Here is a 13,886-nt window from a genome sequence, read left to right on the forward strand (position 1 = left end):
ATCGCGTTCACCTTGATCTTCTAAGGTGCCTCAGCCCGCTTCCGTCACGCCCTCGTCGAGCCCGCGCATCTTCGGTCGGAGGGCCTTGTAGCGCGGCAGGAACGCCACCATCGGCATCCAGCTCGGCGCCTCGGCAGTATAGAGGTGGAACGCCGGTGCAATCTCTTCGGGATCGTCGAGCGTGCCTGCGGCGATATCGATCTGGTCGGCCTGATGGCGCACATGGATCGTAAGCGGCGAGCCGCAATTCCGGCAAAAGCTGCGCGTCCCGAAACTCGTCGATGCGAAGTGTGCGATATGCTCTTCGCCCGAGAGGATGCGATACCGGTCCAGATGTACCGTCGTGAAGACCATACCTCCCGACCCCGAGACACGCTGGCAGACCCGGCAGTGACACCATCCGGTGTCATAGGGCTTCTCTAAGAGGCGGTAACGGACCGCCCCGCAAGTACAGCCCCCTTCGAGGGCAAAATTTTCGGGCGTCGTCGCCTCGCTGTCGGAAGGGTTCGGCATCGGCTCGCCTTTCTCGGGGCGCGGTCGGCGCGGACGGTGCGGACGGCCGAGCGGGGTAGCGGCATTGGCTGTCCGATCGGGCACAGAGAAGCGACGCGGGTCCGCTTCCGGCGCCGTGTCACAGCGGCAGTTCGCCCTCGTCCTCGCCGTCCCAATAATGGGCGCGGGTGCCCGACACCTTGATGAGGACGATTCCGGGCGTCTCGATACCATCCGGCCACCAGCGTTCGAGACCTTTCGTCCAATGTTCGGCGAACCGGGCCTTGTCGCGGATCAGCGCGGCATGGCCTTCCACGGCGAGAAAGAAGGGCCGCATGCCGAGCAGCCCGGACTTGCCCTGATAGCTGAGGTTCACGTTTGGATTGGCTGCGATATCGGCGACCATGAGCGCCGTCTCGTCGGTAAAGAACCAGGCATCGCCGTCATAATCGACCTCGCGATTGTTGCTCATCGGCCGCGACCCGATAGCGCCGCCCGCGGTGTGCGTCGCGAGCATCGCGAAGTCGATATCCTTCATTTTTTCGGAGAGCTGTTCGATCGTCATGGTCATGGCAGGAGCCTTTTTTCTGGAGCGTCTATGTCTGCATCAATGCGCCGCGAAGGAGGGAGTTGCGGCAGGGGCGGTTCGCCTTGGGCCTCTGGGTCAGGGACCGGACGCGGCGGTCCGGCTTTGCCGGCGCGGCGCACGGATGGGACGATATTCGCAGGTGACGACGGGATCGCGCGGCGGCGCCGGGGCAAGATGGATGTGAAGGCGGGCTTCGGCGGCGACTGCATCAAGCCCGAAGGCTTGCTCGGCCTCGTACATCTCGTCGCGGTGCGGCTGCAGCCACTGCCGCACCGAGGCGAGCGCGCGTGACTTGGCCCGCACGAGCGTGTCCGCGACAATGAAGAGATTGCGGTGGCGCTCGAGAAATTCGCCCGGCACATAGCCGCCGAGATTGACGTAATAGAGCCGCTCCGGCCCCTCGAACGGCTCCGGCTTCAGGACGATATCATAGCCATCGGCGTGATCGAGCTCGGTCCAACAGTCGATATGGAGGCTGCCCGGCGTGCCCCACCATTGGCGGCGGAGCGCATCATAAGTGTCGGTGATTGTGGGCGCGGCAACGAAGCGCATGTCGTGCAGTTCGATATTCGCACCCGCCATGTCGCCGCCGATATAGATGGCGAAGAGCTTCACGCCGCTTTCTCCTCGGCATTTGCGCCGATCGCCGCCGCGAGTTGTTCGCCGACCACCAGACCGATTTCGTGCGAGCTCGTGATTCCCTGAATGAAAGGGTGGCGGCCGAGGAGGAAGGGCAGGCTGAGACAGAAGAGGCGGGCTTCCGGAATCTCGTCCCCAACCGGCTGGAACAGCTCGTCGATTGCAATGCCCCGCGCCTCCGTCTTGCCGGCGCCGGGCGCAGCATCGCGCACGATCCCCTGTCGCCGCAGCGAAGGGAAAGGGAATGCTGCGGCGCCGAGGGGGCGCTGACCCATCGCCTCGATAAACACCGGAAAATGCTTGCGCTCGCCGCCCACGACCAGCGTCGCGCCTGCCTCGTCGCCGCTCGTGTCGATGCAATAGTCGTCGCCGATCGCCATGACATCGAGCTTTCCGGCACGGTGGAGGCCAATCAATCGCCGGATCGATTTGTGCGGAACGGTGGCATAATCATCGACGAAGACCGGCTTGAAATGGCGGACGAAGCGGCGGTAATCGGCGGCATCGAGATGCGGCGCGAGAAGCGCGAGGGTTTCGTGCATTCGCAGGATCGCGTAGCGCCAGGCCACGGTGTGCTGTGCGGCATAATCGCGCCTCGCTTCGGCAAGGTTCGCCTCGGCCCACTCGAACGGGTCGTTCTCCGCGCGCCTCGCGAAATAGGCCTCGCAAAAACCCTCGAGGTCGAGGTTCTCCAGGCCGATGCCTGCGGCATAAGGGGGGTCGGCGACTGCAAGCTCAGCCTTGAAAAGCGCAAAGGCGGCATCGAGCAACTGATCCTCGTCGCTCGTAAGGAGGCTCGCGATCGCCTCTTCGTTGCAGATCGCGAGCGGCTCATAGGGCAGCGGCGCGTAGAAATCGGCCTCGGGGAGCAGGCCTTTCCTCGACATCATCGTCATGTGGACCGCATCAGTGGCGGGCGCCGGCCGATAGTGGGTTTCGCCGTCCTTGCTCTCGTCGAACGCGCCATGCAGGCTCGCGAGCGCCACGCACGCATCGATAGCGGTGAGCGAGCTGCCACGAATGCCGATGGCGCAGGGCGGGACCGCGGCAAGTGCCGTGGCGGGCCAGGGGCTTAGGAAATAGCCCGGCCGAACTTGAGGCTCGGCGGGCCATTGGTGCCCCGTGGCAAGGACGACATGGTCGAAAGCCTCGTCGACAATTTCGCCCGACCGCGTGCGCACCTTGAGGATCATCGCGTCTGATGCGTTCACGGCATCCTCGACGCGGCAGCGCGTGCGCAGCTCGACCTCGATCCCGCGCGAACGCGCCATATCCATGAGGGCTTCGAACTGGTCGCGGAAATATTCGCCGAGCGCGACGCGCGGATAGAAGGTCCGTTCGCCGATCGCGCCGGGGTCGACCCCGAGATCGACGAGGCGATCCGGCGGCTGGCGCATCAGCCATTCGCAGAGCGTCTCTGCAAGCGGCGGGATTTCGATGCTCGCGATGTTTGCAAGCATGGCAGGATCGTTCCAGCCAGGGCGATAGGGTGTCCCGCGGCCGGGGCTCGCCTGCGCTTCATACACGGCAAGGCGGAAGAGCAGGGGATTTTGGGCGAGAAGCGCATGCAGCGTGTAGAGCGTTGTCGGGCCGGCTCCGACGAAGGCTATGCGCGGTGTCATGCAGCAACAATGCGCCGGGAGCGCCGAAGTTCGGCCGACTTGCTCTGGGTCAATGCGAATTCTTTCATTACCGGCGGCTTCGCGCCACCGATCCAAAAAAAGGGTTCGCGTGCGCGAACCCGAGGATGCCATCAACCTGGCAGGGGGAGTGTTATTTTTCGGTGCCGGGAGTGCCCGTCTTCGGCGCCTTGCCATCCTCGATGCGCCCTTCGTTGCGAAGGTCGCGGCCTTCCTGCGCCTTGCGCTTGGCTTCGGGGCTGTCGCCATTTTCGAAGGCTTCTTCCTTCACATAGCCGGCAGCTTCCTTGATCTGTCCCTTGACACTCATGATGATCTCCTTTGGCTGTGGATGATGGATCGGAAAACTCCTGGGCGCGTACGAAAGTTGCCTGTGACCGCCCGGATTTATCTTCGCCTTCAATCGCAACTTTCGTGGCTCGGCGGTGTTTCGGGGCGCGCGCCTGTGGTGCTTGTCATTGGGACAAGGCGGCCGCGCTGCAAGGCTCCGACGCCGAATAGGGGTCGCGAATGTCGGGCAGGGACGGGCGCCGAGCGACAGCAACTTTCGTTCCCTGTGTGCGTTCGCCCGTCATCATCGACGGGAGACGGCAATGATCCATCAGCAGTTCGAAAGCGGCCGCATCGATCGAAGCGCACCCGGCGCGATGCTCGCCTGGTCGCGCATTCTTGGCGTCAGCCAGTCGGAGATATTGATCGCGGTCGCGACCGTCGGTGACAAGGCCGATGCGGTTCGTACATATCTCGCCCGCCCTTGGCCGGAGCCCCTCGTTTGACGTCGCGCCGGGATAAGGCGGCGGGCGATCCGGTTGAACTTCGCACAACAACGCCCTCCAGTCGTCCGGACGGAATTAGCGAGAAAATGATCTCCGGGCAGCGCTGGCATCGTCATGCCAGCCCGGTCTCTTTTGGCATCCTCGCCCTCGTCCTCGCCGCCGCCCTGTCCGGCCTCGCCGGTGGACAGCCCAGCCCGCCGCGCAGCAAGGATTTCGAGGCAGCGCGGCTCGAGGTGAAGACCCCCTCAGTCATTCGCAACGGCGAGTTCTTCGAAACCCGTATTCGCATCGAGGCAGCGCGCGACGTTTCCGACGCCGTGCTCGCGGTCTCCTCCTCGCTCTGGACCGACATGACGATCAACACGATGATCCCCGCCGCCGCTGAAGAGAGCTTCAAGGACGGGAGCTATCGTTTCTCCTATGGGAAGCTTCGCGCGGGCGAGACGATTGTCGTCAAGATCGACGGGCAGATCAACCCGCCACTTTTCGCAGGAACCAAGGGGGACATCGCGCTGTTCGACGGCGAACAGCGACTCGGAAGCATGCCGCTTCAGATCAAGGTCCTGCCCTGATGGATATCGTCCTTCGCGCGAGTGTGATGTTCTTCCTGCTCTATGCGCTGCTCCGTCTCATGGGGAAACGCGAACTGGGGCAGATGACGCCCTTCGAGCTGGTTTTGCTCGTCGTGATGGGCGACCTCATCCAGCAGGGCGTCACCCACAATGATTTCAGCTTGACCGGCGCATTGCTCGCGATCGTGACCTTCGCTTTCTGGGCGCTCACGCTGAGCTGGGCGACCTATCTCTTTCCGCGGCTCAAGAATCTGCTCGAGGGCCACCCGCGCGTCGTGGTGAAGCAGGGCGAGATCATCCGCGACAATCTTCACCGCGACCGGCTCACCGCCGACGAAATAGCATCCGAGATGCGGCTTGCAGGCATCGCACACCTTTCCGACGTCGAATGGGCGATCCTCGAACCGCAAGGCAAAATCAGCTTCATCAAGCGCTCGGACGGCACAGCCCGCCAGCGCGATGCCGAGGATGGTACGGTGTGAACTAGTCGATCGCAACTTTCGGCTCCGCTGCGCGCTGAACAGGCGCGGGGCACGACGATGGAGACTGCCATGAAACCGACCGAAATCGACACCGACGCCACCCATATCCTTGCAGCCGATCACCGGGCGGTCGAAGCCCTGTTCGAGGAATTCGAGAAGGCCAGCGGGAGCGACCGCAAGGCGAAGATCGCCGACCGGATCTGCACCGAACTCAAGATTCACGCGCAGATCGAGGAAGAAGTCTTCTATCCGGCGCTCAAAGGAAAGATCGACGACGACCTGCTGAAGGAGGCCTATGTCGAGCATGACGGCGCCAAGATCCTGATCAACGACATCGTCGCCTCCGGACCCGCCGACGAATTTTTCGAGGCAAAGGTCACAGTGCTGTCCGAAGAGATCAAGCACCATGTGAAGGAAGAGGAAAAGCAGCACGACAATATGTTCCAGCAGGCGCGCGCCGCCGATGTCGACCTCGACGCGCTAGGCGAGAGGATGCTCGCCCGGAAGGAAGAGCTGAAGCGCCAGGCCGAGACCGCAGGGCTGCCGCCCGCCGAACTCGCTACCATGTAGGGTGAGCGCGGCGACGCTGATCGAACGGCGCACGCGCAAGCTGGCCCGGCATTTCGCCGGGAAGACGCTGCGGCTCGTGACAGCCGAAAGCTGCACCGGCGGCCAGCTGGCAGCCATCTTCGCCGCTGACGCCGCGCTCGGAGCCCATCTCGAGCGCGGCTTCGTCGCTTACTCGATTGACGCCAAATGCGAGATGCTTGGTGTCCCGCGGGAAGATGCCGAACGGGACGGCGCCGTCAATCCCGAAGTCGCGGCCGCGATGGCGACAGGCGCCCTCGGCAAGAGCTGCGCCGATATTGCCGTTTCGATGACGGGATTTTGTGGGCCTCGCGAAGGTCGTGAGGAAGTCGGTCTGGTCTACATCGGTGTGGCCAGTGCCGACGCCGTACACGTCGAGGATTTTCACTTCGGCGATATCGGCCGCCGCAATGTTCTCGATCAGGCGGTCGCCGCAGCACTCCAGATCATGATCGATGTGGCCTCGTGAACGAGGATCGCGTGCGCTTCGGCGGGCGGGACCGGAGGCCGCAGCTCGGCCGAGTTCGGCAGCCGTCCTTAACGCGGCTCTTTTCGTTTCAAGGCGCCGGCCTTGTGGGCCGCTCGCTTGCCTTCGGCCGTTTCGACCAGATATTCGGGGTTTTCTGGCGATGCCGCGACATGATGGCCCTTGATGTCCATCGCTTTCGTCACTTTTTTCACGACCTTGCCCTCGGCGCGTCCACCGTGGCTCTTCCAGGTCACCACGTCGCCTTTCTCGGGTTCGTCTTTCATGATTTCTCTCCTTTCCGCAAAACAGTCCGCGTGCGCGGCAAAGGTTCCTACCGGAGAGGGAGCCGCGAGTGGGAAGACGTCTGGCGCAGGCCCTTTCGTTGCGATTGCCGGTGACGTGGGGAGGCTTCGATGAATGACGATTATGCACGCGGACAACGCGACGGTCTGCGGCTTGCCCTCGCCGTACTTGCCGCTGAAGAGGCGAAATGGGCCGCACTTTTGGGCGAGAGCCGATCCTGGCGGACGAACCGCGAACGCGAGGTGCGCCACAAGGCCCTGCAGGTCGCGCAAAGGCGGATACAGACATTGCTGAACCGCGCGACGCCGAAGGGATCGAATGCACTGGACCGCGAGGTCGCGGCCGCTCTCGAGAAAGCCGGGCTCTGACCGCCGGTGCGCGCTCGCCTACGTTTGCGCGAGGCCGGATAGCGCGGCTTCGAGGCTGTCGAGGGTGAAGGGTTTCGCGAGGATCGGCCGGTCGTTCCAGCACGGTCCGGGCTGACCGACGAAACCGCCGGTCGCAACGAGAAAAGGGATCGATCGCGCCGCAAGGGCTTCTGCTACCGCATCGCACGGCAAGCCGGATTCAAGATACACATCAACGATCGCTGCATCGAACCCGCCTGCCGCGATATGCCCGAGCGCCGTGCCGATATCGCCAGCGTCCCCGACGATGTCGTGCCCCAGCGCGCCCAGCGCATCCTCCAGCATCATGGCGACAAGCGGATCGTCTTCGACGATCAATATCCTCCTGGACATCTCTTCCCCGTTATAATCTGCGAGCCACTTATACCGCGATCATGACCGTTCGACATCCCGCTTCATCCTGGTCACCTCAATCGCCCAGCCGCCCCCCTACGCCAGCGCTTCGGCGACACTCATCCGAAATCCTATTGATCCAGGTTAATCCCGCGCGGGACTCGGCACGTTCAGGGCTGGCCGGGTTGGTGAGGCTGCTTGCCACGAAGGGCGCGGCAGTGCATGCACGGCGGAAATTGATCGACCGGGGCCGGGGGGCATTTACATGGAATCGGCCAGGATCTCGTCGCTGGGCCGCGACACGCGGGCGAGCCGCCTGATCATCATTCTCCTCACCATTGGATTTGCCGCGCTCCTCGCTGCGGCATCGACAGCATTTTTTGTGCAGCGCCAAAATGAGGCCGACGCGCGCATGGTCGCACACACGCTCGCGGTGGAGGCCAATCTCGGCGCCTTTGCCAGCGCGACAGAACGGATGGAGACCGCGCGCCGCGGACTGATCCTTACGCAGAACCCGGCGTTCTCGACGATCATGGACGAGGCCGAGGACCGGTCGCGCGCTCAGCTTGCATCGCTCGAGACGCTGATCAGCGACAATCCGAACCAGCGCGGCCGCGCCGAAAGGCTTCGCGGGCATCTCGATGCTTATGGCCGTCATTACCGGGCGACGCTCGGCCTGCGCGGCACGGACCGCGCAGCACTGATCGCAGACTTCACGAACGACAAGGGGGTGCTCGAAGTGCGGGCCGCGCGCGCGCTCGTCGAGACGATGCTCGCGAGCGAGCTCGCCCTGCTCAAGAATCGTGAAGCGCGGCAGCAACGCACCCAGTCGCTGTTCACCCTGACGCTGATCGGAACCGGCATTCTCCTTGTGGTCGTGGCCGCCGCGACGCTGCTCCTCGTTCGCAACAATCTCGTCGAACTCCGCGCCTCGCGAGCAGAACTGCGCCGCCTCAACGAAGGGCTTGAGGAGCTGGTCGATGCACGCACGGGCGAACTCAAGCGCGCCAATGCCGAGATCCAGCGCTTCGCCTATATCGTGTCGCACGATCTCCGCTCGCCGCTCGTCAATGTGATGGGCTTCACCGCCGAACTCGAGACCGCGCGCAAGGCGATCTCGGGCTATCTCGAGCAGGGGGATGCGCAGGGCTGGCAGGCGCCCGATGCCGCGACCCGGCTCGCGATCGAGGAAGATCTGCCGGAATCGATCGGGTTCATCCGTACGTCGACGCAGAAGATGGACCGGCTGATCAACGCGATCCTCAATCTCTCGCGCCAGGGACGCCGCACGCTCGCACCCGAGACGCTTGCGCTCGGCGACGTCGTGCGCGCGATCGTCGGCAGCCTGCAGCATCGCATCGAGGAAACCGGTACGACGGTCGAATTGAGGGACCTGCCGACCGTGATCAATGACCGCGTCGCGGTCGAGCAGATCCTATCGAACCTCATCGAAAATGCCCTCAAATATCTGCAGCCGGGGCGGGCCGGCATTATCCGAGTAGCGGGCGGCACCGATCTCGGGCGCGCATGGGTCTCGGTCGCCGACAATGGTCGGGGCATAGAGCCGCGCGATCATGAACGCGTGTTCGACCTCTTCCGAAGGTCCGGTGTCCAGGACCAGCAAGGCGAGGGGATCGGCCTTGCCCACGCCCGGGCGCTTGCCTATCGCCTCGGCGGCAATATCGAAATACAGTCCGAGCTCGGTACGGGTTCCACCTTTCGGCTGATCCTGCCCCTTGTGTGGCAAAACGGAGAAGAAGATGCCTGACCAACTGCCCGTTAACATCGTGATGATCGAGGACGACGAGGGGCACGCGCGCCTCATCGAGAAGAATATCCGGCGCGCCGGCATCTCGAACAAGATCCACCATTTCCTCGACGGCACCTCGGCGCTCGACTTCCTCTACGATGCGGCGGACGGCCCGATGCGCAACGGCCCCGCGCTCGTGCTCCTCGACCTCAATCTGCCCGACATGAGCGGGACCGACATTCTCGCCAAGCTGAAGGCCGACAGCAGTCCGCTCCGCCGCACCCCCGTCGTCGTGCTCACGACCACCGACGACAAGGTCGAGATCCAGCGCTGCTATGATCTTGGCTGCAACGTCTACATCACCAAGCCGGTGAATTACGAGAATTTCGCCGACGCCATCCGCCAGCTCGGTCTCTTCCTGTCAGTGATCCAGGTCCCCGATCCGGATCCGGTTTGAGACCCGCCCTGGCCCACATCCTCTATATCGATGACGACGATGGCATGCGGCGGCTTGCGTCGCGCGCGCTTGGCCGGAAAGGCTATGAGGTCAGCCTCGCGGCGAGCGGCGGCGAGGGCGTCGATATGGCGAAGGTCTCCGCCTTCGATCTCATTGCCGTCGATCATTATATGCCCGGGCAGGACGGTCTTGCGACGCTCGAGGCCCTTCGCGCGCTCAGCGACTGCCCGCCCGTCGTCTATGTGACGGGTTCCGAGGAAAGCCGCATCGCCGTCGCGGCGCTGAAGTCGGGCGCCGACGATTATGTGGTGAAGTCGGTCGGCGAGGATTTCTTCGATCTCTTGGCTTCCAGTTTCGAGCAGGTGCTCGAACGCGCGCAGCTTCGCCGCGCTCGGGCGGAGGCGGAAACCGAGCTTCGCGCGACCAATGCGCGGCTCGAGGCGCTGCTCAAGGAAGTGAACCACCGCGTCGCGAACAATCTCCAGATGGTGATGTCTTTCGTGGCCCTCCAGACGAAGACGCTCGCCGATCCCGCAGCCCGCGAGGCGCTGCAGAAGACGCAGCAACGGATCGCAACGGTCGCGCAAGTCAACCGGCGCCTCTATACGACCGACGATGTCGAACATGTGGCGATGGACGATTATCTCGGCGGCCTCGCCGAGGATCTCACAGCGACCTGGTCGACGGGTGTCGCGGCGCGGCGCGTGATCGCGGACGTGGAGCCCATGCGTGTCGCCACCGACAAGGCGGTGGCGCTTGGCATGATTGCCAATGAATGGGTCAGCAACGCCTGCAAATATGCCTATGGCGACAGCCATGATGGCGAGATCCGGATATCGCTTCGCCGGGCCGACGAGACATCGCTCGAACTCGCGGTTGTCGATGACGGGGCCGGGATGCCGGCGGACGGGACGGCGCGCGGCACGGGTCTGGGTACGCGCCTCATCGAAGCGCTGGCGCGGACCCACAAGGCCGGCGTGACTTACGGCGCGGTCGATGCCTCGCGCGATATGCCGGGAACAAGCGCGGTCATCAGGATCCAGTTGCGACCCGGCGAACTTAAAGCCTAGCTTTTGCCGGGAGGCCGCGGCGCGGGATCGGGCGCCGCAGACGGGCGAGGCTGGACGAGCGCATCGCACTGCTTTTCGGGCCGGATGTAGATCGAGCTGATATCGCTCGACGCCGCCTTGAGCTCGGTCTCGATAGCCTCGACCAGCGTCTCGACTTCGCCCATTGCGAGACGATCCTCGAAGTCGGCGCTTACCGCAACGAAGATCCAATTGGGCGCGGTGTGGATCGTCCGGACATGATTGACCGCGGTAATTTCGGGGTGCCGCTCGACGATGGTCCAGATGCGCGCGATCAGTTCGGGATCCGCCGCTTCGCCGATCAACAGTTCCTTCGCTTCCCGTGCGAGAAGGATCGCGACCGCCGCGAGGATTGCGCCGATTGCCATCGAGGCGATCCCGTCGATCCGGGGGTCGCCGGTCGCATGGCTCAGCCAGATGCCGCCTGCGGCGATCGCGAGCCCGGCGAGTGCGGCGCTGTCCTCGAACAACATGATGAAGCCTGCCGGATCCTTCGATCGCCGCACGGCCGTCCACCAGCCGAGGCCGCGCCGCCCGGCGTTGAATTCGCGCACCGCGATCGTCCACGACGCTCCCTCGAGCAGAAAGGCAATGGCGAGCACGACATAGTTGATCGTGGGATCGCGCAGCGGCTCGGGATCGCGGTAGTGGATCCAGCCCTCATAAATCGAAATTCCGGCGCCGACGGCGAAGATAAGGATCGCGACCACGAACGCCCAGAAATAGAGCTCGCGGCCGTAACCGAAGGGATGGCGATTGTCGGCCGGGCGCTTCGCCTTCGCCTGGCCGTAGAGAAGCAACATCTGGTTGCCGCTGTCGACCAGCGAATGGACCCCTTCCGAAAGCATCGACGAGGAGCCGCTGATCGCCGCTGCGACGAATTTGGCGATGGCAATACCGAGATTGGCGAAAAGCGCTCCGTAGAGCACGATGTTCGCCTTGATATGATGCGCCGGCGAGCGAGATTCTCCGGCCTGCGGTTGGCCTACCATCGGCCGACTATCGCGCAGACCGCACAGGCCAAGACAGTTGCTTTAGAGGTCGATGGGCGGGCGATGCGAAGCGTCATGGAACAGCTACGCCCGGCGGGGTCTCACGTTCCCGGGGACATGTTCGCATCGCCCATGGCCGCCTCGGCGCGGCGCGACTAGCGCCGTACGCGTGCGCGCGTTTCGAGGTCGGAGATACGCCGCTCGATATAGGCCCGGTCGTCACTGCTCGGCGATGTCCTCGCATAAGCCGCCTCCAGCCGCGTCAGATCGCCGAGTTCGACGCGGATCTGCGCTTGCGCGGTCGACCCGATACCACTGCCCGAGAGCGCGCGCTCGACGTTCGCGAGCCGCGTGCGGTTGTCGAGGACCGGATTGCCGCCATAGGCTGTATCTCCGACGCGCGCGTCGAGCGCATCGAGGCGCGCATCGAGATCGTCGCGTTCGCGGCTGCTGAGGCCGTCGCGCGCGTAGCTAGCTTCGGTCTGGATCAGCGCGGCATAGTCGCGCTTGAGCGCGCTCGCCTGCGTTCGGCTGAGGCGCCGCGCCGAAACGGCCGCATCGACGCGGCGTTCGAATTCGGCGCGCCCGTCGGCGACGCTGCGGCTATCTTGCGCATCCTCCCCATAGCCGCCTTCGGACAGCGCCTGGGTGAGGGCGCCGTAGCGATCGCCGAGCTCGGTGCGTTCCTGCGTCGTGAAACGGCCATCGGCCCCGAAACGCGCCTCGAGCGCGACGAGCTCGCCATATTCGCTCTTCATCCGCGAGCCATTGCTCGTGGTTAGCGCGCCCGAACGGACGTCGGCGTCGATGCGGCTGTTGAACTGGCTCTGCTGGGTCGCAAGCGGCTTGCGCCCTGCGGCCCATTGCCGCTCGATCGAAGTCGAGGCGCCGAGGCGATCGCCGAACAGCGCGCCGATGATCGCGCCAACGCGATTTTCCTGCGCATCCTGCGATTGCTCGCTGCCCGTTTGCGCAGCGGCGGGAAGCGATAGCGCGAGCATCGCGCTTGCAGCGAGAAGGGAGATTTTCTTGTGCGACATGGGAACATGCTCCTTGTTTCTAATGCAAAACAAACACCTGCGTTGGCGGCTGGTTGCAGCACGGTGCGGGAAGGGCCGGAAAGCGGGCGTGCCGAGAGGGGCAGATCCGGCGCAGGGCGCCGGGGCGCCGCTTCACTTGTCGCGCGGCTGCTTCAGTTTTGATCCTGCCGCGACCTGCGTGCCGGCGCGCTTGGCGCGCACCGCCTCCAGAAGGGTGAAGGCGGCATTTCGGACCTCGCCCTGCATCGCCTTGTCCCTGTCGAAGGCCTCGTGGCTCGTCGCATAGGGTTCGAAATAGCCGATGTAGCGATCGAGCTCGGCGCGCGGACCCGCGGGCACCATATGGATCGACGTCATCCAGTCGGAGAGCGAGCGGCGGACATTCTCGGCGCCCTCGACATCGCCGTGCACGACAACGGCGAACAGCCGCCCTTCCAGTTCGCGGTGATAGTCCCAGCCGGCGAGTTCGAGTGCCTTCGCTTCCCCCGCCTCCTTGCCATGGGTCGACGATGGGTCGGGGTTGGCGCCGTCCATGCACACCATCCGGTCCATCATCAGCTTGATCGGCGAGCTCGCCATGAACCAGTTGACCGGCGAGATCAGGAAGACGCCGTGCGCGCGCATCCACATCGGATAAATATCGTTCATCCAGTCCTGCGTCTGGCCGAGCGAATGATTGGGATAGCAGCTGCACGGGAAATGGCAGAGCGCCGCGGCGGTGGAGTAACAGGCCTTGCAGGGGTGGATATTGCGGCCATATTCGGAATTGAGGCGGCTAAGGTCGAGCATCTCGACCTCGAAATCCTTCTGATCGAACACGCGCTTGGCGATCTGCGCGATACGCCAGCTCTTCGACATTTCGCCGGGACATGTGTGCTCCGAGCGCGCCGATCCGTTGACGATGAGGATGCGGCAAGGGCCATCTCCCCGCGCGTGCACCTTGCGTGCCTCTTCGACGGCCGCGTGGGCGGCGAGCCAGTCGATCGAGAGGTCATAGTCGGGGTCGGCGAAGCCCTTGCCGGCCTTTCGCGTTTGCGGACTCTTGCGCTCGTCGCGATAAGCCTCCCAGGCGATCGCTGCGATGCCATCTAGCTCGCCGCGGACCGCGTCGAAGCCTTCGTCACGAAACTGCTCGAGATAGCGGGCGAGAAACTCGGCCTTGCGCAGCTTGGGGCTGGGCATGCCTTTTCGGGCTGCCGGAACGGCAAGGGACTTGGCCATGGGCTGCAAACGGTCGGCAAGCCCGGCGGTTGCCTCACGCGCCTAGCA

Annotated in this window: 19 protein-coding genes; 9 read left to right on the forward strand and 10 right to left on the reverse strand. The window is 64.2% G+C overall.

Annotation, left to right across the window (positions count from 1 at the left end; genetic code table 11):
- Positions 1 to 30 precede the first annotated feature (30 nt).
- The 5 genes from VGN68_RS18665 to VGN68_RS18685 form a co-directional block, all read right to left on the reverse strand.
- Positions 31 to 513 carry a GFA family protein gene (locus VGN68_RS18665; RefSeq protein ID WP_327478878.1) on the reverse strand — a complete coding sequence of 161 codons (483 nt, stop codon included), beginning with the start codon at positions 511 to 513 and terminating at the stop codon, positions 31 to 33.
- Positions 514 to 631: 118 nt separating this feature from the next.
- Positions 632 to 1,063 carry a pyridoxamine 5'-phosphate oxidase family protein gene (locus VGN68_RS18670; protein WP_327478880.1) on the reverse strand — a complete coding sequence of 144 codons (432 nt, stop codon included), beginning with the start codon at positions 1,061 to 1,063 and terminating at the stop codon, positions 632 to 634.
- Between the two features lie 93 nt (positions 1,064 to 1,156).
- A complete protein-coding gene (locus tag VGN68_RS18675; protein ID WP_327478882.1) occupies positions 1,157 to 1,696 on the reverse strand; it encodes a DUF1543 domain-containing protein in 540 nt (179 codons plus the stop codon).
- Positions 1,693 to 3,342 carry an FAD/NAD(P)-binding protein gene (locus VGN68_RS18680; RefSeq protein ID WP_327478885.1) on the reverse strand — a complete coding sequence of 550 codons (1,650 nt, stop codon included), beginning with the start codon at positions 3,340 to 3,342 and terminating at the stop codon, positions 1,693 to 1,695. The genes VGN68_RS18675 and VGN68_RS18680 overlap by 4 nt, the downstream gene beginning before the upstream one ends.
- Before the next feature lie 151 nt (positions 3,343 to 3,493).
- Positions 3,494 to 3,670, reverse strand: a complete 177-nt coding sequence (locus VGN68_RS18685) for a hypothetical protein (RefSeq protein ID WP_327478887.1) — start codon at positions 3,668 to 3,670, stop codon at positions 3,494 to 3,496.
- Positions 3,671 to 3,953: 283 nt separating this feature from the next.
- Between VGN68_RS18685 and VGN68_RS18690 the strand changes: the two genes are divergently transcribed.
- The 5 genes from VGN68_RS18690 (at position 3,954) to VGN68_RS18710 (ending at position 6,247) form a co-directional block, all read left to right on the forward strand.
- Positions 3,954 to 4,136: a DUF3606 domain-containing protein gene (locus VGN68_RS18690; protein WP_327478889.1), complete on the forward strand. Its 183-nt coding sequence runs from the start codon at positions 3,954 to 3,956 to the stop codon at positions 4,134 to 4,136.
- The gene (locus tag VGN68_RS18695) at positions 4,133 to 4,708 is read left to right on the forward strand and encodes a hypothetical protein (RefSeq protein ID WP_327478891.1); all 576 of its coding nucleotides are present in this window, start codon (positions 4,133 to 4,135) and stop codon (positions 4,706 to 4,708) included. Before VGN68_RS18690 ends, VGN68_RS18695 begins: the two co-directional genes overlap by 4 nt.
- The gene (locus VGN68_RS18700) at positions 4,708 to 5,190 is read left to right on the forward strand and encodes a DUF421 domain-containing protein (protein ID WP_327478893.1); all 483 of its coding nucleotides are present in this window, start codon (positions 4,708 to 4,710) and stop codon (positions 5,188 to 5,190) included. Before VGN68_RS18695 ends, VGN68_RS18700 begins: the two co-directional genes overlap by 1 nt.
- 69 nt (positions 5,191 to 5,259) lie before the next feature.
- A complete protein-coding gene (locus VGN68_RS18705; protein ID WP_327478895.1) occupies positions 5,260 to 5,760 on the forward strand; it encodes a hemerythrin domain-containing protein in 501 nt (166 codons plus the stop codon).
- A 1-nt stretch (position 5,761) separates the two neighbouring features.
- On the forward strand, positions 5,762 to 6,247 hold the full coding sequence (locus VGN68_RS18710) for a nicotinamide-nucleotide amidohydrolase family protein (RefSeq protein ID WP_327478897.1): 486 nt from the start codon (positions 5,762 to 5,764) through the stop codon (positions 6,245 to 6,247).
- A 68-nt stretch (positions 6,248 to 6,315) separates the two neighbouring features.
- On the opposite strand, the gene VGN68_RS18715 is transcribed toward VGN68_RS18710, so the two are convergent.
- Positions 6,316 to 6,531 carry a DUF2945 domain-containing protein gene (locus VGN68_RS18715; protein WP_287408569.1) on the reverse strand — a complete coding sequence of 72 codons (216 nt, stop codon included), beginning with the start codon at positions 6,529 to 6,531 and terminating at the stop codon, positions 6,316 to 6,318.
- 129 nt (positions 6,532 to 6,660) lie between these two features.
- Here VGN68_RS18715 and VGN68_RS18720 point away from each other — a divergent pair, with 129 nt between their 5' ends.
- Complete coding sequence (locus VGN68_RS18720) at positions 6,661 to 6,918, forward strand: hypothetical protein (RefSeq protein ID WP_327478904.1); 258 nt, start codon at positions 6,661 to 6,663, stop codon at positions 6,916 to 6,918.
- An 18-nt stretch (positions 6,919 to 6,936) separates the two neighbouring features.
- Here the strand turns inward: VGN68_RS18720 and VGN68_RS18725 are convergent, their stop codons facing one another.
- Positions 6,937 to 7,275 (reverse strand): response regulator, encoded by a 339-nt coding sequence (locus tag VGN68_RS18725; protein ID WP_327478906.1) that lies wholly within the window; start codon positions 7,273 to 7,275, stop codon positions 6,937 to 6,939.
- 280 nt (positions 7,276 to 7,555) lie between these two features.
- On the opposite strand from VGN68_RS18725, the gene VGN68_RS18730 reads away from it, so the two are divergent.
- The 3 genes from VGN68_RS18730 to VGN68_RS18740 are packed head-to-tail and all read left to right on the forward strand — an operon-like array spanning position 7,556 to position 10,567.
- Complete coding sequence (locus VGN68_RS18730; protein ID WP_327478908.1) at positions 7,556 to 9,058, forward strand: sensor histidine kinase; 1,503 nt, start codon at positions 7,556 to 7,558, stop codon at positions 9,056 to 9,058.
- Positions 9,051 to 9,497, forward strand: a complete 447-nt coding sequence (locus VGN68_RS18735) for a response regulator (RefSeq protein WP_327478910.1) — start codon at positions 9,051 to 9,053, stop codon at positions 9,495 to 9,497. The genes VGN68_RS18730 and VGN68_RS18735 overlap by 8 nt, the downstream gene beginning before the upstream one ends.
- On the forward strand, positions 9,494 to 10,567 hold the full coding sequence (locus VGN68_RS18740; protein WP_327478912.1) for a sensor histidine kinase: 1,074 nt from the start codon (positions 9,494 to 9,496) through the stop codon (positions 10,565 to 10,567). Before VGN68_RS18735 ends, VGN68_RS18740 begins: the two co-directional genes overlap by 4 nt.
- Here VGN68_RS18740 and VGN68_RS18745 read toward each other — a convergent pair.
- From VGN68_RS18745 to VGN68_RS18755, 3 genes are all read right to left on the reverse strand, one after another.
- Positions 10,564 to 11,577: a cation diffusion facilitator family transporter gene (locus VGN68_RS18745; RefSeq protein WP_327478914.1), complete on the reverse strand. Its 1,014-nt coding sequence runs from the start codon at positions 11,575 to 11,577 to the stop codon at positions 10,564 to 10,566. The genes VGN68_RS18740 and VGN68_RS18745 overlap by 4 nt on opposite strands.
- A gap of 155 nt (positions 11,578 to 11,732) precedes the next feature.
- Positions 11,733 to 12,617, reverse strand: a complete 885-nt coding sequence (locus VGN68_RS18750) for a hypothetical protein (protein ID WP_327478916.1) — start codon at positions 12,615 to 12,617, stop codon at positions 11,733 to 11,735.
- Between the two features lie 132 nt (positions 12,618 to 12,749).
- Positions 12,750 to 13,799 (reverse strand): flavodoxin family protein, encoded by a 1,050-nt coding sequence (locus tag VGN68_RS18755; protein WP_205626795.1) that lies wholly within the window; start codon positions 13,797 to 13,799, stop codon positions 12,750 to 12,752.
- Positions 13,800 to 13,886: the final 87 nt, after the last annotated feature.

This window comes from Sphingopyxis sp. (assembly GCF_035998965.1).
Taxonomy (GTDB): Bacteria; Pseudomonadota; Alphaproteobacteria; order Sphingomonadales; family Sphingomonadaceae; genus Sphingopyxis.

What these genes read in the sequence shown, in the direction of transcription:
- VGN68_RS18665 (WP_327478878.1), bottom strand. Translation starts at nt 513, where the DNA reads ATGCCGAACCCTTCCGACAGCGAGGCGACGACGCCCGAAAATTTTGCC.
- VGN68_RS18670 (WP_327478880.1), bottom strand. Translation starts at nt 1,063, where the DNA reads ATGACCATGACGATCGAACAGCTCTCCGAAAAAATGAAGGATATCGAC.
- VGN68_RS18680 (WP_327478885.1), bottom strand. Translation starts at nt 3,342, where the DNA reads ATGACACCGCGCATAGCCTTCGTCGGAGCCGGCCCGACAACGCTCTAC.
- VGN68_RS18685 (WP_327478887.1), bottom strand. Translation starts at nt 3,670, where the DNA reads ATGAGTGTCAAGGGACAGATCAAGGAAGCTGCCGGCTATGTGAAGGAA.
- VGN68_RS18690 (WP_327478889.1), top strand. Translation starts at nt 3,954, where the DNA reads ATGATCCATCAGCAGTTCGAAAGCGGCCGCATCGATCGAAGCGCACCC.
- VGN68_RS18700 (WP_327478893.1), top strand. Translation starts at nt 4,708, where the DNA reads ATGGATATCGTCCTTCGCGCGAGTGTGATGTTCTTCCTGCTCTATGCG.
- VGN68_RS18705 (WP_327478895.1), top strand. Translation starts at nt 5,260, where the DNA reads ATGAAACCGACCGAAATCGACACCGACGCCACCCATATCCTTGCAGCC.
- VGN68_RS18715 (WP_287408569.1), bottom strand. Translation starts at nt 6,531, where the DNA reads ATGAAAGACGAACCCGAGAAAGGCGACGTGGTGACCTGGAAGAGCCAC.
- VGN68_RS18720 (WP_327478904.1), top strand. Translation starts at nt 6,661, where the DNA reads ATGAATGACGATTATGCACGCGGACAACGCGACGGTCTGCGGCTTGCC.
- VGN68_RS18730 (WP_327478908.1), top strand. Translation starts at nt 7,556, where the DNA reads ATGGAATCGGCCAGGATCTCGTCGCTGGGCCGCGACACGCGGGCGAGC.
- VGN68_RS18735 (WP_327478910.1), top strand. Translation starts at nt 9,051, where the DNA reads ATGCCTGACCAACTGCCCGTTAACATCGTGATGATCGAGGACGACGAG.
- VGN68_RS18745 (WP_327478914.1), bottom strand. Translation starts at nt 11,577, where the DNA reads ATGGTAGGCCAACCGCAGGCCGGAGAATCTCGCTCGCCGGCGCATCAT.
- VGN68_RS18750 (WP_327478916.1), bottom strand. Translation starts at nt 12,617, where the DNA reads ATGTCGCACAAGAAAATCTCCCTTCTCGCTGCAAGCGCGATGCTCGCG.
- VGN68_RS18755 (WP_205626795.1), bottom strand. Translation starts at nt 13,799, where the DNA reads ATGCCCAGCCCCAAGCTGCGCAAGGCCGAGTTTCTCGCCCGCTATCTC.